The following is a 20686-nucleotide window of genomic DNA, read 5'->3' as shown; positions in this document are numbered from 1 at the left end:
TACGCTGCGCTCCATCCGGGTTACAAACTGCCGTCGTTCGTGGCAGCCTTTTTGACAGCGCTGCAAAAAATTCAGTCATGCGTTTGTCGAGATAACGTATGGCTTGATACGCATGTGTGATGCCGAGGCATGTAGCAATCCGACGAGGACCGTAATACCAATTCCTGGATCTCAATGCAGAGAGTAGGAGAGATGTCATGGTTGTTGGGTTGAGCCTGCCCGCCTTCACATTGGTCCATGTCATCATCAGCCTGATCGGCATCGCCGCCGGTCTCGTCGTGATGTTCGGCCTGCTCGGCTCGAAGTCGATGCCGGGCCTCACAGCGATTTTCCTGCTGTTCACGATCCTCACCAACGCGACCGGCTTCCTGTTCCCGTTCAAGGAGCTGTTGCCGTCGCATATCATCGCGGCCATCTCGCTGGTGCTGCTCGCGATCGCCTGCATCGCGCTCTACGGCATGAAGCTCAAAGGCGCTTGGCGTCCGGTCTACATCGTGACCGCCATGGTCTCGCTCTATTTCAACGTCTTCGTGCTGATCATCCAGTCGTTCCTGAAAGTGCCGGCGCTGGCCGCACTCGCGCCGGCCGTGCCACCGGCCCCGCCCGCGGGCCCGGTGTTCGCCGTGGTGCAAGGCTTCGTGCTGGTGTTCTTCGTGGTGGTGATCATTGGCGCCTGGCGCCGCTACCGGCCGATGGCGTTCGCCTGATCCACCGTCCGTCGTCATTCCGGGGCATCGCGCAGCGATGAACCCGGAATCTCGCGCAACAATCTCTGGCTTCCGGGTTCACGCTCCGCGTGCCCGGAATGACGCACTTACTGCAGGAGCTTCCCCAATGCCCACCATCACCACCAAAGACGGCGTCGAGATATTCTACAAGGATTGGGGCTCGGGCCAGCCGATCGTATTCAGCCATGGCTGGCCGCTGTCCTCCGACGACTGGGACGCGCAGATGATGTTCTTCGTGACCCGTGGCTATCGCGTTGTCGCGCATGACCGCCGCGGCCACGGCCGCTCGGCGCAGGTCTCGGACGGTCACGACATGGACCACTATGCCGACGACCTCGCGGCCGTCACGGCGCATCTCGACCTCAAGAACGCGATTCACGTCGGCCATTCCACCGGCGGCGGTGAGGTCGTGCATTACATCGCGCGCCACGGCGAGAGCCGGGTGGCGAAGGCTGCGATCCTCTCCGCGGTGCCGCCGCTGATGGTGAAGACGGAGGCCAATCCCGGCGGCCTGCCGAAGAGCGTGTTCGACGATTTCCAGACCCAGCTCGCCGCTGGCCGTTCGGCGTTCTACCGCGACATCGCCGCCGGCCCGTTCTACGGCTACAACCGCCCCGGCGCAAAGCCGTTGGAAGTGGTGATCCAGAACTGGTGGCGGCAAGGCATGATGGGCGGCGCGAAGGCGCATTACGACGGCATCGTCGCGTTCTCGCAGACCGACTTCACCGAGGATCTGAAGAAGATCAACGTGCCCGTGCTGGTGATGCATGGCGACGACGACCAGATTGTGCCTTACGCCGATTCCGCCCCGCTGTCGGCGAAGCTGCTGAAGAACGGCACGCTGAAGACCTACAAGGGCTTTCCGCACGGCATGCCGACCACGCACGCCGAGGCGATCAACGCCGACCTGCTGGCGTTCTTCAGGGAATGAGGATTGGATATTCTGGCACCTCCGCGCGTTGAGGCCTATCCGCCCCGAAGGAGAACTGTCGGCGATGTCTTCCCAGCTTAAGCTGATCGCGCTCGATGCCGATGATCTCGCCGTGATCTCGACTCATGTGCAGGATGCCCGGGTGCAAGCCTCCGACATCATCTGGCGGCAGGCCGAGAAGCGCCTGGTGGTCGGCATGAGCCGGCTGGACTGGGAGCAGACGCTGGACGGGGAGGCCGAGCCGCGCCGGCTGGTTTCGGCGCTCCGTTTCGACCGCGTGCTCGCCTGCAAGTCGCGCGACATCGATGTTGAGGCGCCTGAGGCGGTTCTGGACCTGGTTGGGATCGAGTTTCACCCCAAGGACGGCCGCGAGGAGCCCGGCGGCAGCGCGTTGTTGCTGTTCGCCCAAGGCGGCGCCATCCGCCTCGACGTCGAATGCCTGGAATGCGAGCTGACCGACCTCGGGGCGGATGATCTGGGGATCGGGGTCGAGATGGAGGGGGAGGGGTAAGGCCCGCTTGCGATATACCAGCGAAACTTGCTCCGGTGTCGTCCCGGCCAAGGGTTGACGGCGGGGGGCCGCCGCGCCATTGAGCAGGGGTCTTGCGACGCCGATCCGCCCCCGAAAGACCAGCCAAAAGGCATCGAAACATGCCCGTTCGCCTCGACCGCAGCAGCGCCGATTTTGACCAGCGATTCGTAGCCTTCCTCGCCGCCAAGCGCGAGGCTTCGGCCGACGTCGAGGCCGCGGCGCGCGCGATCGTCGACGATGTCGCCAGGCGCGGCGATGCCGCGCTGCTCGAGGCCACGCAAAAATACGACCGGCTGACGCTGGATGCGGCCTCCCTGCGCGTCACCGCCGGCGAGATCGAGGACGCTGTGAAGGCCTGCGATGGCGCGACGCTGGATGCCCTCAGGCTCGCGCGCGAGCGGATCGAGAGCTACCATTCGCGTCAGCTCCCGAAGGACGAACGCTTCACCGACCCGCTCGGCGTCGAGCTCGGCTGGCGCTACACCGCGATCGAATCCGCCGGCCTCTACGTGCCTGGAGGGACTGCGGCCTATCCGTCCTCGGTGCTGATGAATGCGGTGCCGGCGAGGGTTGCCGGCGTTTCGCGCCTGGTAATGGTGGTGCCGGCGCCCGACGGCAAGCTCAACCCGCTGGTGCTTGCGGCAGCCAGGCTCGGCGGCGTCACAGAAATCTACCGCGTCGGCGGCGCGCAGGCGGTGGCCGCGCTCGCCCACGGCACGGCGACGATCGCGCCGGTCGCAAAGATCGTCGGCCCCGGCAATGCCTATGTCGCCGCCGCAAAGCGGCTGGTGTTCGGCAAGGTCGGGATCGACATGATCGCCGGCCCCTCCGAGGTGCTGGTGATTGCCGACGACACCGGCAATGCCGACTGGATCGCCGCGGACCTATTGGCGCAGGCCGAGCACGATGCCAGCGCGCAATCGATCCTGATCACCGATTCCGCGCGCCTTGCCGCCGATGTCGAAAACGCCGTCGAAGCGCAGCTGAAGACGCTGCCGCGCGCCGCCATCGCAGGCCGCTCCTGGGCCGATTTCGGCGCGATCATCATGGTGGAAAATCTCAACGACGCCATCCCGCTCGCGGACGCGATCGCCGCCGAGCATCTCGAGATTATGACGGCGGATCCGGATGCGCTCGCCGCCAAGATTCGCAATGCCGGCGCGGTGTTCCTCGGCGCACATACGCCGGAGGCGATCGGCGATTATGTCGGCGGCTCCAACCATGTGCTGCCGACGGCGCGCTCGGCGCGGTTCTCGTCAGGCCTGTCGGTGCACGATTTCATCAAGCGCACCTCGATCCTGAAATGCGGTCCCGATCAGCTGCGCGCGCTGGGTCCGGCTGCCATGACGCTCGGAAAGGCGGAAGGCTTGGACGCCCATTCGCGCTCGATCGGATTGCGCCTCAATCTGTCATGACAAAGCCGCCCGAACAGGACGACTCGACCAATCGCATCGTCGCGGTCACCCTCGACGAGGAATCGATCGGCCGTTCCGGACCGGACATCGAGCATGAGCGCGCGATCGCGATCTACGATCTGATCGAGCAGAACCTGTTCGCGCCCGAGGGTGCCGACGGTAAGGGGCCGTTCACGCTGCATATCGGCATCACCGGCAGCCGGCTGATGTTCGACATCCGCCGCGAGGACGGCACGCCCGTGGTCGCTCATCTGTTGTCGCTGACGCCGTTCCGGCGGATCGTGAAGGACTATTTCATGATTTGCGACAGTTACTACCAGGCGATCCGGACAGCGACACCGGACAAGATCGAGGCCATCGACATGGGCCGCCGCGGTATCCACGACGAGGGCTCGCGCACGCTGCAGGAGCGGCTGAAGGGCAAGGTCCGCGTCGACTTCGAGACCTCGCGCCGGCTGTTCACACTCATCACCGTTCTGCATTGGAAGGGGTAGGGCATGGCCCGGGAAAGTGTGCAGCGGTTTTCCGACAAGGCCGTGCCCTCGATCAAAGAAGGCTAGGCGGCGATGGCGGGTCCGCCACGCGCACGCGATCCGCAATCGGTGCTGTTCGCCTGCGCGATGAACAGCGTGCGCTCGCCCATGGCCGAGAGCCTGCTGCGGCACATGTTTCCGCAGGGCCTCTACGTGAAGTCAGCCGGGGCGAGGAAGGGCGAACTCGATCCGTTCGCGGTCGCGGTGATGGACGAACTGGGACAAGACATCTCCACGCACAAGCCGCAGACCTTCGAGGAGCTGGAGGATTGGGAGGGGTTGAATTTCGACCTCATCATCACCCTCTCACCCGAGGCGCATCACAAGGCGCTGGAGCTGACCAGGACGCTTGCCGCCGACGTCGAATACTGGCCGACGCATGATCCCACCACCATCGAAGGCAGCCGCGATCAGAAGCTCGCCGCCTACCGCGAGGTCTGCGACCAGCTCCTGATGCGCATCCGGCGGCGGTTCGCGAAGGTGGGGGCGGCGAGCGGGTAGTTCCCGTAACACCGGCGTCACAGACTGTGGGCACACGCATCCCGAGGTCCCCGAATCAGTAAAGTCCGGGTTCCCGGGTTGTGAAATCAGCCCCCTTCCGATAGGTTCCGCGCGCAATTCACCCCTGCTTCGTCCTCCCAAAATCACCTGATGCTTGGCCGCCCCAAATTCGTTCTTGCCTCCGGTTCGCCGCGGCGCCTGTCGCTGCTCAACCAGGCCGGCATCGAGCCCGATGCGCTCCGGCCCGCCGACGTCGACGAGACGCCGAAGCGGGGCGAGCTGCCGCGCGCCTGCGCCAACCGCCTCGCCCGAGCCAAGGCCGATGCGGCGCTCAAATCAGTCCAGCTCGACGACGAGCTGCGCGGCGCCTTCATCCTCTCAGCCGACACGGTGGTGGCGGTCGGCCGCCGCATCCTGCCCAAGGCCAACCTCGTCGACGAAGCCGCGCAGTGCCTGCGGCTGCTATCCGGCCGCAACCATCGCGTCTACACCGCGATCTGTCTGGTCACGCCGCGCGAGGCCTTCCGCCAGCGGCTGGTCGAGACCCGGGTCCGCTTCAAGCGGCTGTCGGAAGACGACATCCAGGCCTATATCGGCTCCGGCGAATGGCGCGGCAAAGCCGGCGGCTATGCGGTGCAGGGCATCGCCGGGTCGTTCGTGGTCAAGATGGTCGGCTCCTACACCAACGTCGTCGGCCTGCCGCTCTACGAGACCACGACCTTGCTCGGCGGCGAGGGATTTCCGATCCGCTTCGGCTGGCTCAACGCCATCGCCGTGTGAGCGCCAAGAAAAAACGCGAAAACAACCCCATGCACAGTAGAATCGGCCCGCCCGCTCCGGCAGATTCTGCGTGCACCGCGATCCCAGGAACCCGTTTGCCGATAGGCGCTTGATCCCCGTCACCTCGTGTAAGCTGCCGCGCCCATGGACGACCACGTCAAAAAGCCCGCCGGTCCCCTCAAAACCTGCCCGATCTGTGGCAAGCCGCAGTCAGAGGCCACCCGCCCGTTCTGCTCGTCGCGCTGCCGCGACGTCGACCTGAACCGCTGGCTGAAGGGCTCCTACGTCATCCCCGGCCGCGATGACGAAGTGGATGGCGAAGAATAACAAAGCAATGTCAGTGATTTAGTTGATATCCCGATCCACCCGGCCCGAGCCGCGGCAAGCCCGCCCCAGCTTGTGCACAGCCGGGCCGTGCCCGGCGAAGCCTCTTGGCGAAGCCGGGTGGACAGGCCGCTTCCGGCCCACTATAAACCGCCCGCTCCATAGGCCTTGACCTTCTCTTTGGCCCCTCTTTGGAGCACGCCCAGGTAGCTCAGTTGGTAGAGCATGCGACTGAAAATCGCAGTGTCGGTGGTTCGATTCCGCCCCTGGGCACCACGGCCCTTCTAAGGGTCTCTTCTCCCCGATTGAATCAGCAACCAACGGATTAGCGCTGCACGTTTGTAAAAAAAAAACGGTGGTCAATGCCGCTCGCAATGTGACGTCCCTGAAAGCACTCCCAACCGCTACCGGAGGAGCTCGGCCAGATTGTCGCGAACGCGAGGAGAAGGTCGCCTTCACAACAAGCCGGACGATCGTACTTATAATTGTTGACTCTTCGCCGTAAAAACAATACGTACGATCGTGTTGTTAATTGAACAGGAGACAACAATGTCCAGTGTTGGCACCCAAGCTCAAAATGCCTATGTCGCTCCCACTGCGGGGCAGCTTGCCGCAGCGCGCGATATCGTCGCGCGCTTTGCAGAGAAGTGGGACAAGCCGAGCGCGGACGCCTTGCGCGATCTGATGCACCCGGAGACACAAAATCTGATCCCGCCGATGACTGCTCCGGGCAACAGAGAGGCTGTCGTCGAACATTTCAGGGACGTCTTGAGGAGACTGCCGGATCTGCGACTCGAGGTGGTGCGGTGGGCGCCTACGGACGACGCTGTGATGATCGAATGGCAAGCGACCGCAAGCGTCGCCGGCCAGCCGCTCGCGTGGAGCGGCGTAGATCGTTTCAACGTTCGCGGCGATCGCATCTACCAAGCCAATGTCTATTGGGACACCAGAGGCTTGGCTGAACGCATGGCGGCCGTGGTTGCGAAAACCAGTGCAGGTGTGGCCTAGTCGCGACCGCGAAAATTCCAGAGGCAGAGCGGTCAATTTGAATCTAGACGACCGGTCGTGTAATTTTCTGCCGATGAGTGCGACGATTCCAAGAAGTGAACGGCCCGACGGGCGCAGAGTCCGAGGCGATCGGACCCGCGCGGCTGTGCTCGAACAAGCCGCCAAAATCGCCGGCATCGAGGGCCTAGAGGGAATCACGTTCGGTCGTGTGGCGCTCGTTGCCAACGTCCCGAAGAGCACCTTGGCTAATCTTTTCCAGGACCGAGAGGATCTTCAGCTACAAACACTCAGGTTTGGTGCGGACGCATTTGCCGCCGCGTTGCGTGCCAAAATGCGCGCCCGGCGGGGCGCTTTAGGGGCGCTGAAGGCGCTCTGCGATGCTTGGTTCCAACTGCTGGAGGACGAGGAGTTTCCGGGCGGCTGCATAGTGACGGCGGTAGCTGGCGAGTATCGCGCCCGGCCGGGCGCCATTCAATCGCTTGTCACGGAGTATAGGGAGATTTGGCGCCAAGCGCTTCTTTCGGCGACAATGCAGGCCAAGGGCGAGGGTGCGTTAGCGCCCAATGCGGATCCACAGCAGATCGTGTTCGAGATTGTTGCGTTTCAAGAGGCGGCCCATGTCAGAACCGCCGATCGGCTCCGAGCGCAGCGCGCCGTCAGCGCGCTGATTGATCGGATTCAGCGCGGCTCATGACCCACCGCTGTCACCGGGCGCGACTGACGTAAGAATGCCGCTTGGGAAGTCGTCGCCTCCTGCGAGGGCGTATTTGCGTGAGAGCCGCTGAGCATGCAGTTTCGCCGGTCCGACCTTGCTGACCTTGCCTACTTCCTGGAGATCGCGAAGCACCGGAATTTCCGTCGCGCTGCGCTCGAGCTCGGCATCGGCGCTTCGGCGCTGAGTCACGCGATCCGGAGCCTGGAGGAGCGCCTTCGGGTCCGGCTGCTCAACCGGACCAGCCGCAGCGTGACGCTCTCTGCGGCCGGCGAGGCGCTGCAGTCTGCGCTGGCGCGGCCGTTCGACGAGATCGGAAGCGCGATGGACGTGCTCAATCGCTTCCGGGACGGACCGATGGGCCGCGTGCGAATGAGCGTGCCGACCGAGGCGGCCGAATTTCTCGTCGGACCGGTGATGGCGACGTTCCTCGATCGCTACCCCGACGTCGAGATTGAATTCTCGGTGAACAACCGGATGATCGACGTGATCGAAAGCGGCTTCGACGCAGGGATCCGCCATGGCGGCACGGTGCCGCAGGACATGATCGCACAGCGTCTGTCCGCTGACGTCAGGTGGATGGTCGTCGGGGCGCCGTCCTACATCGAGCGGGTCGGCGCGCCGACGCATCCTGACGACCTCCAGGCTCATCGTTGCGTCAAGATTCGGATCGGAGACGAGAGCATCTACCGCTGGGAATTCGAGCGAGGTGACGAGAAGATCGAGGTGAATGCCCCAGGCGGGCTCACCGTCGATCAAGGCCATCTTGGCTTGGTCGCGGTGAGGGACGGGGCTGGGCTGATGTACGTCGCCGAGCCGATGGTCCGCAAGGATCTCCGCGACGGCACGCTGCGGACGGTGTTGGACGATTGGGCGCCGCTTGGCCCCGGCTTCCATATCTACTACTCGAGCCGGCGCCAGCTCCCCGCGGCGCTTCGACTGTTCATCGATCTCGTCCGCGAGCTGCGTCCGCTCGGCCTTTGAAACGGCCATCGATGAATTCCTCTCAACGCGCCGTCCGACTGGCTTGGCCTATTCTGCAGCTCGCCTGAAAGTTATCTGAACGAAGGCGGCAGATGGTCGCCTGATGTCCGGCTCGCCCGGGCGCTGAGCCGTTCAGAGGCAACAATGACAGTTCAAACCACGCATGAGAACGGCGCCGTTCGCCGGCAAGCGCCTGCATGGAGCGCGGTCTTCGCGCTCACCTTGTGCGTTGCGACGCTGATTGCGTCCGAATTCATGCCCGTCAGTCTGCTGACGCCGATCGCCGCGGATCTTCACATCACGGAGGGTCAAGCGGGCCGGGCCATCGCCGTCTCCGGAATTTTCGCCGTGCTGGCGAGCCTGCTCATTTCTAGAGCGACGCGCGGCATCGATCGGCGGATCGTCCTGCTGTCTCTCACCGGCGTGATGATGATCTCGGGGCTGATCGTAGCGGTTGCGCCGAGCCAATCCGTCTTCATGGCGGGGCGGGCGCTGATCGGGATCGTCATCGGCGGCTTCTGGTCGATGTCTGCGGCCACTGCCATGCGCCTGGTCCCCGAGAGGCAGGTGCCGCGGGCGCTCGCCATCTTCAACGGCGGCAATGCGCTGGCGACGACGATTGCCGCGCCATTGGGAAGCTTTCTCGGTCAGTGCATCGGTTGGCGAGGCGCCTTCTTTTCGGTCGTTCCGTTCGCGGCGCTCGCGCTGGTCTGGCAACTCCTGACGCTCCCGTCGATGCCGGCGGACAAAGCCACACGCGAGGTCTCCGTGTTCGGTATCCTTCGCATTCCGAAGGTCAGTCTCGGAATGGCCTCCGTCGCGTTCTTCTTCATGGGGCAATTCGCGCTGTTCACTTACGTGCGGCCGTTCCTGGAAACCATCGCTCATGTCAGCGTTTCCACCCTTTCGTCGCTGCTGCTGATCATGGGTCTCGCCGGACTGCTTGGAACCTACTTGATCGGTACGATCCTCGAGACCCGGCTCTACGGCCCGCTTGTCGCAATGCCGCTGGCGATGGCGTTGATCGCGGTTGGGCTCATTTTTCTCGGAAGCTCGCTTCCGGCCGTGGCTAGCCTGATTGCGGCATGGGGGTTGATCGGCACGGTCGCGCCCGTCGCGTGGTGGACCTGGCTCAGCCGGGTGCTGCCTGACGATGCCGAGCGGGGTGGGGGGTCTCATGGTGGCCATCATCCAGCTCGCGATCACTATTGGCGCCACCGTCGGGGGTCAATTCTACGATTCGAGCGGTTACCAAAGCACCTTCGGCATCAGCGCGGCCTTGCTTTGTGCCTCTGCGCTCTTCGCCTGCTTCGGACGGCGCGCAAGCCGCCATGCTCGTACCATTGCCCAGCAATGAGGCAATCGAGCCGCCTGCCATTGATGAAAAACATTCACCGCCACATCCAGGCGGTCCACTCGAACTTGCGCGCCGCGTGGGAATTGTTGTGCGACGGAACCGTCCTGCAATCCGGCGGCCGGCGCAGGAAACCTAGCGGTGATGATATGCAAAAACCCGAACAGGAAATATCGAGGCGGCGCATTCTCGCGGCCGGGACTGCAACAGCCATGATCGGAGCTGTTCCGGGCGCACAGGGCCAACCGGCGCAACCGAAGCTCACCCAGCCCGGACTTGCTGTCTCGTTCGAGGTGAACGGGAAACCGTGCAGCCTTCAGCTCGATCCCCGCACGACGCTGCTCGACGCGCTGCGCGAACATCTGAACCTGACCGGCACCAAGAAAGGCTGCGACCACGGCCAGTGCGGAGCTTGCACCGTGATCGTCAACGGCGTGCGCATCAATTCGTGTCTCACGCTCGCGGTCATGCACGAAGGCGACAAGGTCACCACCATCGAGGGATTGGGCCAGCCGGACCGCCTGCATCCGATGCAGGCGGCTTTCGTCAAGCACGACGGATATCAATGCGGATATTGCACGCCGGGGCAGATCTGCTCGGCCGTGGCGGTGCTCGACGAAATCAAGGCGGGAATCCCGAGCCACGTCACCGCCGATCTGGCTGCATCGCCTGAACTTACGAATCTCGAGCTGCGTGAGCGCATGAGCGGCAATATCTGCCGGTGCGGTGCTTACTCCAACATTGCCGAGGCCATCGTCGAGGTCGCCGGGAGCAAGACATGAAAGAGTTCACTTACCAGCGCGCCACCTCGGCCGAGCAAGCGGCCACTCAGGCTCAGGCAACGCCCGGAGCGAAGTTCATCGCCGGCGGGACCAATCTGCTGGACCTGATGAAGCTCGAGGTCGAGACGCCGAAGCATCTGATCGACGTCAATGGTCTCGGCTTCGACAAGATCGAACCCACCCCGGAAGGCGGGCTCCGAATCGGTGCCCTGGTTCGCAATACGGCGCTCGCCGCCGACATGCGGATCAGGAGAGACTACGGCGTGCTCAGCCGGGCGCTTCTGGCCGGTGCATCGGGCCAGCTCCGCAACCAGGCGACCACCGCGGGCAATCTGCTGCAGCGGACGCGCTGTCCCTATTTCTATGACACCAACCAACCCTGCAACAAGCGAAGCCCGGGATCGGGCTGCGCGGCCATCGACGGCGTCAGCCGTCAGCTGGGAGTGATCGGCGTGAGCGATGCCTGCATCGCGACGCACCCCTCCGATATGGCTGTCGCCATGCGCGCACTCGACGCGGAGGTCGAGACCACCAGTCCCGGAGGGAAGACGCGGCGCATGCCGCTTGCGGACCTGCATCGCCTCCCCGGTGATACGCCGCACCTGGAGACAACGCTTGCGCCGGGAGAACTGATCACGGCGGTCACGCTGCCGCCTCCGATCGGCGGTCGGCATATCTACCGGAAAGTCCGTGACCGCGCGTCCTACGCCTTCGCACTCGTTTCCGTCGCGGCGGTGCTTCAGCGCGACGGCACCGGCCGGGTGGCGGTGGGCGGCATCGCGCCCAAGCCATGGCGGGTCGAGGCGGCCGAGACCGAATTGCCGCGCGGTGCGAAAGGGTTCGCCGCGCGCCTGCTCGCCGGCGCGAAGTGGACCGAGAAGAACGCATTCAAGGTGGCGCTGGTGGAGCGCACCGTGGCGGCGGCCATGAACGAAGCGAGGCAGCCATGAAGTTCGATACACCTGCGCAGACCAACCCCATCGATCGCCTGCGTGTCGTCGGACGTCCGCACCCGCGTATCGAGGGCCCGCTGAAGACCACCGGCAAGGCGACCTACGCCTACGAAAACAATGACGTCGTCAGTAATCCGACCTACGGCGTGATCGTGGGCGCCGCGATCGGCAAGGGGCGCATCAAGAAGATGCATCTGGATGAGGCGCGCCGGGCGCCGGGCGTCATCGCCATCGTCACGGCCGAGAACTCCGGAAAGCTCGGCAAGGGTCAGTTCAACACCGCAAAGTTGCTCGGCGGCCCGGAGGTCGACCACTATCACCAGGCGATCGCCGTGGTGGTGGCGGAGAGCTTCGAACAGGCGCGCGCCGCGGCCGCCCTGGTCAGGGTCGACTACGCATCCGCAGCAGGGGCGTTTGATCTCGCGGAGGCACTGAAGACGGCACCCTTCGGAAAAGACCCGAACAGTCCCGAGAAGGACGGACCTCCCGAAAGTCGCGCCGGCGAATTCGAACAGGCCTTCGCTGAGGCTCCCGTCAAGCTCGACCAACACTACACGACCCCGACCAGAGCCACTCGATGATGGAGCCGCACGCCTCGATCGCGACCTGGGCGGGCGACAAGCTGACCATCTGGACCTCCAGCCAGATGATCGATTGGGGCAGGACCGATCTCGCGGCCACGCTTGGCATCCCGAAGGAGAACATCCGCTTCATCTCGCCCTATATCGGCGGCGGATTCGGCTGCAAACTGTTCCTGCGTTCGGATGCGGTCATGGCCGCTCTGGCGGCGAAAGCCGCCGGCCGCCCCGTCAAGATTGCGCTGCCGCGGCCGATGATCCCGAACAACACCACGCATCGTCCGGCCACCAGCCAGCGCATCCGGATTGGGGCCACGACAGACGGCAAGATCCTGGCGATCGCGCATGAAAGCGGCTCGGGCGATCTGCCCGGCGGCCAGCCGGAAACCGCGGTCAATCAGACGAGGCTGCTATACGCGGGCGCCAATCGTCTCACTTCGATGCGGCTCGCCGTCCTGGATCTTCCCGAAGGCAACGCGATGCGGGCTCCCGGCGAGGCGCCGGGAATGATGGCGCTCGAAATCGCCATGGACGAATTGGCCGAAAAACTTGGCATCGATCCCATCGAGCTTCGGGTGCGGAACGACACCCAGGTCGACCCGGAGAACCCGAACCGTCCGTTCTCCCAACGCAACCTCATCCGCTGTCTGCGCGAAGGCGCCGAGCGATTTGGCTGGCGCGATCGAAAGCCAGTCCCGGGCAAGGTGCGCGATGGTGACTGGCTGATCGGAATGGGCGTCGCGGCCGCGTTCCGCAACAATCTTCTGTTGCCATCCGGCGCACGCGTCCGTCTGGGACAGGACGGGCGGGTCACGGTCGAGACGGACATGACCGACATCGGCACGGGAAGCTACACGGTGATCGCGCAGACCGCGGCCGAGATGATGGGCGTCGACATCGACCAGGTCGCGGTTCGGCTCGGCGACTCGTCCTTCCCCGTTTCTTCCGGGTCGGGAGGACAATTCGGCGCGAACTGTTCGACCTCCGGCGTCTACGCAGCATGCGTGAAGCTACGTGATGCCATCGCGCAGAAGCTGGGCTTCAACTCTGAGGACGCCTCCTTCGCCGATGGCCAGGTGGTCGGCGGCAACCGTTCCGCAAGATTGGTCGACGCCGTCCGCGACGGCGAACTTGTCGGCGAGGACAAGATGGAGTGGGGCGACCTCCACAAGAGCTATCAGCAATCAACTTTCGGAGCCCATTTCGTCGAGGCGGCGGTTGATGGTTTCACCGGCGAGATCCGCGTGCGTCGGATGCTGGCGGTCTGCGCGGCTGGCCGCATTCTGAATCCGACGACGGCGCGGAGTCAGGTGATCGGAGCCATGACGATGGGCACGGGAGCCGCGTTGATGGAGGAGCTCGCGGTCGACAAGCGGCGCGGCTTCTTCGTCAACCACGATCTTGCCGGCTACGAGGTGCCGGTCCACGCCGACATACCGCATCAGGACGTGGTCTTCCTCGACGAGGCTGACGACAAGGTCTCGCCGATGAAGGCGAAGGGTGTGGCCGAGCTCGGCATATGCGGGGTTGCCGCTGCGATCGCCAATGCCGTGTATAACGCGACCGGCGTTCGGGTGCGGGATTATCCGATCACGCTGGACAAGCATCTGGACGCTCTGCCGCCGGTCTCGTGATCGAGACCGAATGGCTGCTCCGCGGAAGAGCGGCCCAGCATCCTATCATCTGGAGTGAGATCATGGATTTAGAGATACATAGAAGTGGCTCCAAACCGTCCGCCAAAGGGCCGGAGGATTGGTTTACCGGAACAGTCCGCCTTGATCCGCTGGTCCAGGCGCCTGATCCGGCGCGGGTGAAGCGCGGCCCATGTGACGTTCGAGCCCGGCGCGCGGACAGCGTGGCACACGCATCCTCTCGGCCAGACGCTGATCATCACGTCAGGATTGGGATGGGTGCAGCGCGAGGGTGGGCCGATCGTGGAGATCCGCCCGGGCGACGTGGTGTGGTTTCCTGCGGGCCTGAAGCACTGGCACGGAGCCACCCCCTCCACGGCCATGAGCCATATCGCCATCCAGGAATCGCTGAACGGAAGTCCGGTGAGCTGGCTGGAGAAGGTCAGCGAGGAGCAATACCGCAAGTGATGTCGTCAAGCGCGATCGATGTGCTCGATCGCTTTCATGACCGCTCCGACGAGAAATTCGGCCGCCTCGGTCATGGCGACGTTCCTGGCAACGGAGCTGCGGGCAATGGACGCGTTCTGAAGAAATGCCCGGTCCGCCTCTTGCCACCAGCAAGGAGGCAGATGGTCGCCCGATGTCCGGCTCGCCCGCTCGGCCGTCAGAGACATCAATGACAGTTCAAACCAGGTTCGATAACGGCGCCGTTCGCCGACACGTCCCTGTGCTGTCGCGCAGCATCAGCCTGGCGGGAAGCGTGATGTCGTTGCGCGGCGCCGATTTGTCAGCCGTCATCAGCGCAATCAGTTCGGCCGCGGCGGTGGCCCCGAGCTCGCGGCGGGGCTGGACGACGGTCGTCAGCGTGGGCTCGCAATAATCGGCATAGGCAATGCCGTCGAAGCCGACGACGGAAAGATCATCCGGGATCTGCAGACCGGCCGCGCGCACGGTCTTGATCAGGCCGATCGCCATTTCGTCATTGGCCGCAAACAGCGCGGTCGGACGCGCCAGGGGCTCGAGCGCGAGCAGCGCCCGGCCGGCCTCGACACCGGTCCGGAAGGTGAAATCGCCGGGGAGAATTAACTCTGCATCCGCGGCAATCGCCGCCTCGCGCAAGGCTTGGCGGTAGCCTTCGAGACGCTGCTGCGCGAGGATGTTGGATTTGGGCCCGGACAGATACGCGATGTTGGTGTGGCCCAGCTCGATGAGGTGTGCCACCGCCTCACGCGCAGTGGCGACATTGTCGATCGTGACCTGCGGGAAGCTTTCGCGGGGGATGTACTCGCAAGCCGCAACCAACGGCACGCGCGCTTCGCGCAAATCGCGGTCGGGGCTGCGCATCACGTGGCCGCATAACAGCAGTACGCCGTCGGCCTGACCGGCGCAGACCAGGTCGACGTAGCGCGCCTCCTTTTCTGGCGAGCCGGCCAGATCTCGCAATGATAAGTCCGTAGCCGGCGGTCGAGAGCGTATCGTCGATGCCCTGTAGAACCTCGGCGAAGAAGGGGTTGGCGATGTCAGGTACCGCGACCAGCACGACCATGGTCTTGCGGACACGCAGGTTCCTCGCGGAAATGTTGGGCGTGTAACCGGTGTCGCGCACGGCGGCGAGCACGCGCTTGCGGGTTTCTTCGGTGACCACTTCGGGCCGCGCCAGCGTGCGGCTGACGGTTGCGACCGAGACGCCGGCGAGCCGAGCGACATCCGCGATCTTGGCCGTGTTGCGGTGCAACGCTCGGGTTCGCTTTGCCATTGCCGGTTTCCTGCCGTCAAACGGCCCTTGCAAAATCGCTGGCTTCTGATACGATAGAAATGTAATCGATTACATCGCCGTTGTACAGACATAACGAGCCCAAAGGCATGATCAGGAAAACCGCGAAGCGATTTTCCGAAAAGATCCTGACCTAACAAAAAGGGCCGCAAGCGCAAGACCAACAAGCCCGCGAGGGCAGATCCTGGGAGGGAATCATGAAGCGCGCGCTGTTCGCATCGGTGGCGATTGCCGCCATCGCCTTGGCCTCGGTGCCCGTCTGTGCCGAGGAAATGAAAGCCGAGGTCATTCACTGGTGGACCTCCGGCGGCGAAGCCGCTGCCGTAAAGGTGTTCGCCGATCAGTTCACCAAGGCCGGCGGCACCTGGATCGACAGCGCGGTCGCCGGCGCCGCGAATGCCCGAAACGCCGCGATCAGCCGCACCGTCTCCGGCAATCCGCCGACCGCCATGCAGCTCAACACCGGAAAACAGTTCGACGAGTTGGTCGAGGGCGACCTGCTCGCCGACGTCGACACGGTCGCGACCGAAGGGAATTGAAGAGCGTGATGCCGCAGGCCTTCATCGCCGCGGCAACGCGCAAGGGCAAGATGTACGCGGTGCCGATCAACATCCATGGCCAGAACTGGCTCTGGTACAACAAGGAGGTGCTCGCCTCGGTCGGCGCCGCCGAGCCGAAGACCTGGGACGATGCCTTCGTCATCCTCGACAAGCTCAAGGCCGGGGGCAAGGTGATCCCGCTGGCCTTCTCGGGCCAGAAGAACTGGGAGCAAAACCTGTTCAACTCGGTCCTGATCGGCGTTGGCGGCGGACCGATGTGGATCGCCATGATGGGCAAGCGCGATGCGGCGCTGGCGCAGAGCGCCGAGTTCAAGGCTGTCGCGGTCGCCTACAAGAAGCTGAAGGACTATGTCGATGCCGGTGCGCCCGGGCGCAACTGGAACGATGCGACCAACCTGGTGATCCAGGGCAAGGCCGGCATGCAGATCATGGGCGATTGGGCCAAGGGCGAATTCGTCGCCGCCGGCAAGGTCGCCGACAAGGATTATGGCTGCACCGTGCTGTCCAATCATGGCGGCGGCTACATGATGGGCGGCGATGTCTTCGTATTCCCGAAGTCGAATGATGCGGCCATCACCAAGGCGCAGATGACCCTCGCCAAGGTGATGCTGACGCCCGAGACCCAGATCCAGTTCGCGCTGAAGAAGGGCTCGATCCCGGTGCGCAGCGATGTCGACACCTCTGCGCTCGACGCCTGCGCCCAGAAGGGCACGCGATACGTCGCCGACAAGGCGCAGCAATTGCCATCTGTCGACATGCTGGCGGCGCCCGCGCTGGTTGGCGCGGTCCAGGACGCGATCTCGGAATATTGGAACACCGACATGAGCGCCGACAAATTCTCCGCCAAAGTCGCCGCGGTGCTGAAGGCGCAGTACTGACGCATCTCGATCGGGCGGCCGATGTTCCCGGCCGCCCAGTCTCGCTGGTCCATCCTCTCTCATTCGTTGGGCACGATGCGTCTTTCGCTTTCTTCCAGATTGTCCGCGATCTCCGCGCTGCTGCCGGCGCTGCTGGTGATGTTCGTGGTCTATATCGGCGCCACCGCCTGGACCGTGTGGATATCGCTGACCAATTCGCGCATGCTGCCGAACAACAATTTCATCGGCCTGCGCCAATACGAATCGCTGTTCGGCAACGACCGCTGGATCACCTCGGTCCACAACATCGTCATCTATGGCGTGCTGTTCGTCTCGCTGGCGCTGGCGATCGGCTTTCTCCTGGCGGTCGCGATCGACCAGCGGGTGCGGGCGGAGGACACCATCCGCTCGATCTATCTCTATCCCTATTCGATGTCCTTCGTGGTCACCGGGCTGGTCTGGCAATGGCTATTGAACCCGTCGCTCGGCCTCCAGCACGTGCTGCGCAGCTGGGGTTTTGCAGGTGCCACCTTCGACTGGATCGTGCGGCCGGAGCGGGTGATCTATTGCCTGGTCATCGCCGGCGTCTGGCAGGCTTCCGGACTCGTGATGGCGGTCATGCTCGCGGGCCTGCGTGGCATCGACGAGGAAATCTGGAAGGCGGCCCGGATCGACGGCCTGCCGAAATGGCGGGTCTACCTGTCGATCGTGATTCCGATGATGGGCGCGAGCTTTGCGACCGCGGCGGTGTTGTTGTCGACCGCCGTGGTGCGCCTCTACGACCTCTCTGTCGCCATGACCAATGGCGGACCGGGCATTGCCTCGGAGGTGCCCGCCAAATTCGTCATGGATCATCTGTTCGAACGGGCCAATATCGGCCTTGCGACCGCGGCCGCCACCACCATGCTCGTTACCGTGATCGCGGTGGTCGCGCCTTATCTTTATTGGCGCGCGCGCAAGGGAGACATCCGATGACCGTGCTCGCCGAGCCCCTGCCTGCCGCGCGGCGGCGGCGGGCGCGCATGACGCCGGCGCGCTGGGGACTCTATGCCTTTATCCTCATATCAGCGCTGTATTTCCTGCTGCCGCTCTATGTGATGGTCGTGACCTCGCTGAAGCCGATGGCGGAGATCAGGCAGGGCAATATTCTGGCGCTGCCGGTGTCCCCCAGCATCGACGCCTGGATCAAAGCCTGGACCTCGGCCTGCACCGGGCTCACCTGCCAGGGCATCAAGGTCGGCTTCTTCAATTCGCTGCGCATCCTGGTGCCGTCCGTCGTCATCTCCATCCTGGTCGGATCGCTCACCGGATATGCGCTGTCGCTGTGGCGCGTGCGCGGCGGCAACATCCTGTTCGGAGCGATGATGGTGGTCGCCTTTATCCCCTATCAATTGTTCATCTATCCGTTGGTGCGCGTGTTCTCCTTCACCGGGCTCGGCCAGTCGCTCGCCACGATCGTGATCATCCACACCATCTTCGGCCTTCCGACGATGACGCTGCTGTTCCGCAATTATTTCGCAGCGCTGCCGGTCGAATTGTTCAAGGCGGCCCGCGTCGACGGCGCCGGCTTCTACCAGATCTATGCGCGCATCATGATGCCGATGGCGACCCCCATGATCGTCGTCGCGGTGATCCTGCAGACCACCGGCATCTGGAACGATTTCATCCTGGGCCTCGTCTTCGCCGGCCGCGACAACTTGCCGATGACGGTGCAGCTCAACAACATCGTCAATTCGACTCAGGGTGAGCGCGCATACAACGTCGACATGGCGGCGACGCTTCTGACCGCGCTGCTGCCCCTCCTCGTCTATTTCGGCTCCGGCCGCTGGTTCGTGCGCGGCATCGCTGCCGGCGCGGTGAAAGGCTGACACATCATGCAGCGGGCGAGCGTCGATATCAGGAGCCTCAGAATCGGCTTCGGCGGATTGAAGGTGCTGGACAATCTCAATCTGCATGTCGCGGCCAGCGAATTCCTCGTGCTGCTCGGTCCCTCCGGCTGCGGCAAGTCTACTCTTCTGAATGCCATCGCCGGCCTGATCGACGTCAAGAGTGGCGAGATCCATATCGGCGGCCGCGATGTCACCTGGGCCGAACCAAAGGATCGCGGCATCGCGATGGTGTTCCAGAGCTACGCGCTGTATCCGCGCATGACCGTGCGCAAGAACATGTCGTTCGGGCTGCAGGTCGCCGGCACACCGCAGGCCGAGATCGGCCGCCGTCTCGCAGAGGCCGCGCAGATGCTGCGCCTCACCGAGCTGCTCGACCGCCGTCCTTTCGAATTGTCCGGCGGGCAACGCCAGCGCGTCGCCATCGGCCGGGCGCTGGTGCGGCATGCCGGTGTCTATTTGTTCGACGAGCCGCTCTCCAATCTGGACGCGCAGCTGCGCGCCGAGCTCCGGGTCGAGATCAAGCGCCTGCACGCGCGGCTCGGCGCCACCATGATCTACGTGACCCATGATCAGATCGAGGCGCTGACGCTGGCGGACCGCATCGCGGTCATGCAAGGCGGCGTGATCCAGCAGCTCGATACGCCGAAGACGATCTATCGCGCGCCGGTGAACCGCTTCGTCGCCTCGTTCGTCGGTTCCCCCGCGATGAACTTTATCCCCGGCCGGGTCGCGCGCGATGGTGAGGCGGCCTTTGTCGCCGGCACGAGCCGGTTTGGCCTGAATGGCTACGTGTTCAGCAGTCCACCGACTGACGCGCCGGCCGTGCTCGGCATCCGCCCCGAGCATGTCGAGGTCACGGCCTCCGACCACCCGCGCGCGGTGCCTGCTCGCGTCGAGATGGTGGAGCCGATGGGCGCCGATAGCTTGATCTGGTGCCGCCTCGACGACGGCACCGCCTTCTCGCTCCGCCATGATGCCGACGCGCCGCTCCGCGCAGGCGACACGCTCACCGTGCGGTTTCCTCCCGAAACTCTCTCGCTGTTCGACGACAACAGCGGACAGCGTCTCTGACCTCCTTCACCTTCGAAAGCCCCGCTATGACCAAGCCTATCGACCGCCTGTCCATCCAGCTCTATTCCGCCCGCTCCATCACGCCGCTCGAGGCGCAGTTCGCGCTCGTAGCAGGGCTCGGCTACAGGATGGTCGAGCCGTGGGGCGGACTGTTCAATGATCCCGACGCGCTGCGGCGGCTTCTCGATCTCCACGGCATGACAGCGCCGAGCGCGCATGTCGGGCTCGACCGGCTGCGCGCGGATGCCGTCGGCACCGCAAGACTTTGCAAGGGCCTCGGCATCGAAATCGTTCTCGCGCCGGCTCCGCCGCCGGGCGAACGTGAGGGCGGCGAACAAGAATGGCGCGGCATCGGACGTGAACTGAACGAGATCGGCAAGGCCGTCACGGGCGAGGGGCTTCGTTTCGGCTGGCACAACCATCATTGGGAATATGGCCGCGCCGGCAGCGGCAAGACCTATCTCGAATGTCTGTTCGAGGAGGCCCCCGATCTCGTCTGGGAAGCCGATCTCGCATGGATCGTGCGCGGCGGCGGCGATCCCGTCGCCGAGATCAAGAAACATGCCCAGCGTCTGGTCGCCTGCCACATCAAGGATCTCGCACCGTCCGGACAGTGCGCGGACGAGGACGGTTGGGCCGATCCCGGCCACGGCATCATGGACTGGCCGGCCCTGCGCGCGGCGATGACGGAGGCCGGCGTCTCCCTGTTCGTCGCCGAACACGACAAGCCGAACGACGTCGCCCGCTTCGCGCGCCGGGCGCGCGAGACCGTATCGTCGTGGACGTGAG

General features: G+C 64.2%; 21 protein-coding genes, 1 tRNA gene and 4 pseudogenes. 23 read left to right on the top strand and 3 right to left on the bottom strand.

The features are described from left to right. Positions 1–197 precede the first annotated feature (197 nt). The 17 genes and pseudogenes from AB8Z38_RS19865 (at position 198) to AB8Z38_RS19785 (ending at position 14214) form a co-directional block, all read left to right on the top strand. Positions 198–707 (top strand): hypothetical protein, encoded by a 510-nt coding sequence (locus tag AB8Z38_RS19865; protein ID WP_369719559.1) that lies wholly within the window; start codon positions 198–200, stop codon positions 705–707. A gap of 127 nt (positions 708–834) precedes the next feature. Continuing rightward, on the top strand, positions 835–1659 hold the full coding sequence (locus AB8Z38_RS19860; RefSeq protein ID WP_369719558.1) for an alpha/beta fold hydrolase: 825 nt from the start codon (positions 835–837) through the stop codon (positions 1657–1659). A gap of 64 nt (positions 1660–1723) precedes the next feature. Further along, positions 1724–2170, top strand: coding sequence for a DUF2948 family protein (locus AB8Z38_RS19855; RefSeq protein WP_369719557.1), 447 nt, complete (start codon positions 1724–1726; stop codon positions 2168–2170). Positions 2171–2310: 140 nt separating this feature from the next. Beyond that, positions 2311–3606, top strand: a complete 1296-nt coding sequence (gene hisD, locus AB8Z38_RS19850) for a histidinol dehydrogenase (protein WP_369719556.1) — start codon at positions 2311–2313, stop codon at positions 3604–3606. Then, positions 3603–4100: a UPF0262 family protein gene (locus tag AB8Z38_RS19845; RefSeq protein WP_369719555.1), complete on the top strand. Its 498-nt coding sequence runs from the start codon at positions 3603–3605 to the stop codon at positions 4098–4100. Before hisD ends, AB8Z38_RS19845 begins: the two co-directional genes overlap by 4 nt. Positions 4101–4172: 72 nt before the next feature. Beyond that, entirely contained in the window at positions 4173–4640 is a 468-nt protein-coding gene (locus AB8Z38_RS19840) for a low molecular weight phosphatase family protein (RefSeq protein ID WP_045002373.1), read from the top strand. 150 nt (positions 4641–4790) lie between these two features. Then, positions 4791–5420 (top strand): Maf-like protein, encoded by a 630-nt coding sequence (locus tag AB8Z38_RS19835; protein WP_369719554.1) that lies wholly within the window; start codon positions 4791–4793, stop codon positions 5418–5420. Positions 5421–5564: 144 nt separating this feature from the next. Further along, the gene (gene yacG / locus AB8Z38_RS19830; RefSeq protein ID WP_369719553.1) at positions 5565–5747 is read left to right on the top strand and encodes a DNA gyrase inhibitor YacG; all 183 of its coding nucleotides are present in this window, start codon (positions 5565–5567) and stop codon (positions 5745–5747) included. A gap of 197 nt (positions 5748–5944) precedes the next feature. Next, positions 5945–6020 (top strand) — tRNA-Phe (locus AB8Z38_RS19825). Positions 6021–6266: 246 nt separating this feature from the next. Further along, a complete protein-coding gene (locus tag AB8Z38_RS19820; RefSeq protein ID WP_369719552.1) occupies positions 6267–6752 on the top strand; it encodes a nuclear transport factor 2 family protein in 486 nt (161 codons plus the stop codon). 145 nt (positions 6753–6897) lie between these two features. Continuing rightward, positions 6898–7446, top strand: a complete 549-nt coding sequence (locus tag AB8Z38_RS19815) for a hypothetical protein (RefSeq protein ID WP_369719551.1) — start codon at positions 6898–6900, stop codon at positions 7444–7446. A gap of 93 nt (positions 7447–7539) precedes the next feature. Further along, positions 7540–8448, top strand: a complete 909-nt coding sequence (locus AB8Z38_RS19810) for a LysR family transcriptional regulator (RefSeq protein WP_369719550.1) — start codon at positions 7540–7542, stop codon at positions 8446–8448. Positions 8449–8592: 144 nt separating this feature from the next. Next, positions 8593–9805: pseudogene (locus AB8Z38_RS19805) on the top strand (MFS transporter). Between the two features lie 209 nt (positions 9806–10014). Then, positions 10015–10584 (top strand): aldehyde dehydrogenase iron-sulfur subunit PaoA, encoded by a 570-nt coding sequence (gene paoA, locus AB8Z38_RS19800; RefSeq protein WP_369719549.1) that lies wholly within the window; start codon positions 10015–10017, stop codon positions 10582–10584. Continuing rightward, positions 10581–11534 (top strand): xanthine dehydrogenase family protein subunit M, encoded by a 954-nt coding sequence (locus AB8Z38_RS19795; protein ID WP_369719548.1) that lies wholly within the window; start codon positions 10581–10583, stop codon positions 11532–11534. The genes paoA and AB8Z38_RS19795 overlap by 4 nt, the downstream gene beginning before the upstream one ends. After that, positions 11531–13749, top strand: a pseudogene (paoC, locus tag AB8Z38_RS19790) (aldehyde oxidoreductase molybdenum-binding subunit PaoC). The gene AB8Z38_RS19795 and the pseudogene paoC overlap by 4 nt, the downstream one beginning before the upstream one ends. 62 nt (positions 13750–13811) lie before the next feature. Continuing rightward, positions 13812–14214, top strand: a pseudogene (locus tag AB8Z38_RS19785) (cupin domain-containing protein). Between the two features lie 5 nt (positions 14215–14219). On the opposite strand, the gene AB8Z38_RS19780 reads toward AB8Z38_RS19785, so the two are convergent. The 3 genes and pseudogenes from AB8Z38_RS19780 to AB8Z38_RS19770 all read right to left on the bottom strand — a co-directional run. After that, positions 14220–14420 (bottom strand): hypothetical protein, encoded by a 201-nt coding sequence (locus tag AB8Z38_RS19780; protein WP_369719547.1) that lies wholly within the window; start codon positions 14418–14420, stop codon positions 14220–14222. Positions 14421–14430: 10 nt separating this feature from the next. Further along, positions 14431–15189 carry a substrate-binding domain-containing protein gene (locus AB8Z38_RS19775; RefSeq protein ID WP_369719546.1) on the bottom strand — a complete coding sequence of 253 codons (759 nt, stop codon included), beginning with the start codon at positions 15187–15189 and terminating at the stop codon, positions 14431–14433. Between the two features lie 148 nt (positions 15190–15337). After that, positions 15338–15502, bottom strand: a pseudogene (locus AB8Z38_RS19770) (LacI family DNA-binding transcriptional regulator); the annotation flags it as partial. 215 nt (positions 15503–15717) lie between these two features. Between AB8Z38_RS19770 and AB8Z38_RS19765 the strand changes: the two are divergent. The 6 genes from AB8Z38_RS19765 to AB8Z38_RS19740 all read left to right on the top strand — a co-directional run bounded on the left by AB8Z38_RS19765 (position 15718) and on the right by AB8Z38_RS19740 (position 20685). Further along, positions 15718–16059, top strand: coding sequence for a hypothetical protein (locus AB8Z38_RS19765; protein ID WP_369719545.1), 342 nt, complete (start codon positions 15718–15720; stop codon positions 16057–16059). A gap of 8 nt (positions 16060–16067) precedes the next feature. After that, positions 16068–16958 (top strand): ABC transporter substrate-binding protein, encoded by an 891-nt coding sequence (locus AB8Z38_RS19760; protein ID WP_369719544.1) that lies wholly within the window; start codon positions 16068–16070, stop codon positions 16956–16958. Positions 16959–17033: 75 nt separating this feature from the next. Next, the gene (locus tag AB8Z38_RS19755) at positions 17034–17912 is read left to right on the top strand and encodes a carbohydrate ABC transporter permease (protein WP_369719543.1); all 879 of its coding nucleotides are present in this window, start codon (positions 17034–17036) and stop codon (positions 17910–17912) included. Beyond that, positions 17909–18805 carry a carbohydrate ABC transporter permease gene (locus AB8Z38_RS19750; RefSeq protein ID WP_369719542.1) on the top strand — a complete coding sequence of 299 codons (897 nt, stop codon included), beginning with the start codon at positions 17909–17911 and terminating at the stop codon, positions 18803–18805. Before AB8Z38_RS19755 ends, AB8Z38_RS19750 begins: the two co-directional genes overlap by 4 nt. Positions 18806–18811: 6 nt before the next feature. Continuing rightward, a complete protein-coding gene (locus tag AB8Z38_RS19745) occupies positions 18812–19897 on the top strand; it encodes an ABC transporter ATP-binding protein (RefSeq protein WP_369719541.1) in 1086 nt (361 codons plus the stop codon). A 26-nt stretch (positions 19898–19923) separates the two neighbouring features. Further along, complete coding sequence (locus AB8Z38_RS19740; RefSeq protein ID WP_369719540.1) at positions 19924–20685, top strand: sugar phosphate isomerase/epimerase family protein; 762 nt, start codon at positions 19924–19926, stop codon at positions 20683–20685. The last annotated feature ends 1 nt before the right edge of the window (position 20686 follow it).

The organism is Bradyrhizobium sp. LLZ17, assembly GCF_041200145.1.
GTDB lineage: Bacteria > Pseudomonadota > Alphaproteobacteria > Rhizobiales > Xanthobacteraceae > Bradyrhizobium.
The sequence above is the reverse complement of the archived record's forward strand: the minus strand, read 5'-3'. Positions and strand labels throughout refer to the sequence as shown.

What these genes read in the sequence shown, in the direction of transcription:
- AB8Z38_RS19795 (WP_369719548.1), top strand. Translation starts at nt 10,581, where the DNA reads ATGAAAGAGTTCACTTACCAGCGCGCCACCTCGGCCGAGCAAGCGGCC.
- AB8Z38_RS19740 (WP_369719540.1), top strand. Translation starts at nt 19,924, where the DNA reads ATGACCAAGCCTATCGACCGCCTGTCCATCCAGCTCTATTCCGCCCGC.
- AB8Z38_RS19780 (WP_369719547.1), bottom strand. Translation starts at nt 14,420, where the DNA reads ATGTCTCTGACGGCCGAGCGGGCGAGCCGGACATCGGGCGACCATCTG.
- paoA (WP_369719549.1), top strand. Translation starts at nt 10,015, where the DNA reads ATGATCGGAGCTGTTCCGGGCGCACAGGGCCAACCGGCGCAACCGAAG.
- AB8Z38_RS19835 (WP_369719554.1), top strand. Translation starts at nt 4,791, where the DNA reads ATGCTTGGCCGCCCCAAATTCGTTCTTGCCTCCGGTTCGCCGCGGCGC.
- AB8Z38_RS19865 (WP_369719559.1), top strand. Translation starts at nt 198, where the DNA reads ATGGTTGTTGGGTTGAGCCTGCCCGCCTTCACATTGGTCCATGTCATC.
- AB8Z38_RS19855 (WP_369719557.1), top strand. Translation starts at nt 1,724, where the DNA reads ATGTCTTCCCAGCTTAAGCTGATCGCGCTCGATGCCGATGATCTCGCC.
- AB8Z38_RS19750 (WP_369719542.1), top strand. Translation starts at nt 17,909, where the DNA reads ATGACCGTGCTCGCCGAGCCCCTGCCTGCCGCGCGGCGGCGGCGGGCG.
- AB8Z38_RS19760 (WP_369719544.1), top strand. Translation starts at nt 16,068, where the DNA reads ATGCCGCAGGCCTTCATCGCCGCGGCAACGCGCAAGGGCAAGATGTAC.
- AB8Z38_RS19765 (WP_369719545.1), top strand. Translation starts at nt 15,718, where the DNA reads ATGAAGCGCGCGCTGTTCGCATCGGTGGCGATTGCCGCCATCGCCTTG.
- yacG (WP_369719553.1), top strand. Translation starts at nt 5,565, where the DNA reads ATGGACGACCACGTCAAAAAGCCCGCCGGTCCCCTCAAAACCTGCCCG.
- hisD (WP_369719556.1), top strand. Translation starts at nt 2,311, where the DNA reads ATGCCCGTTCGCCTCGACCGCAGCAGCGCCGATTTTGACCAGCGATTC.
- AB8Z38_RS19755 (WP_369719543.1), top strand. Translation starts at nt 17,034, where the DNA reads ATGCGTCTTTCGCTTTCTTCCAGATTGTCCGCGATCTCCGCGCTGCTG.
- AB8Z38_RS19745 (WP_369719541.1), top strand. Translation starts at nt 18,812, where the DNA reads ATGCAGCGGGCGAGCGTCGATATCAGGAGCCTCAGAATCGGCTTCGGC.
- AB8Z38_RS19840 (WP_045002373.1), top strand. Translation starts at nt 4,173, where the DNA reads ATGGCGGGTCCGCCACGCGCACGCGATCCGCAATCGGTGCTGTTCGCC.
- AB8Z38_RS19810 (WP_369719550.1), top strand. Translation starts at nt 7,540, where the DNA reads ATGCAGTTTCGCCGGTCCGACCTTGCTGACCTTGCCTACTTCCTGGAG.
- AB8Z38_RS19860 (WP_369719558.1), top strand. Translation starts at nt 835, where the DNA reads ATGCCCACCATCACCACCAAAGACGGCGTCGAGATATTCTACAAGGAT.
- AB8Z38_RS19845 (WP_369719555.1), top strand. Translation starts at nt 3,603, where the DNA reads ATGACAAAGCCGCCCGAACAGGACGACTCGACCAATCGCATCGTCGCG.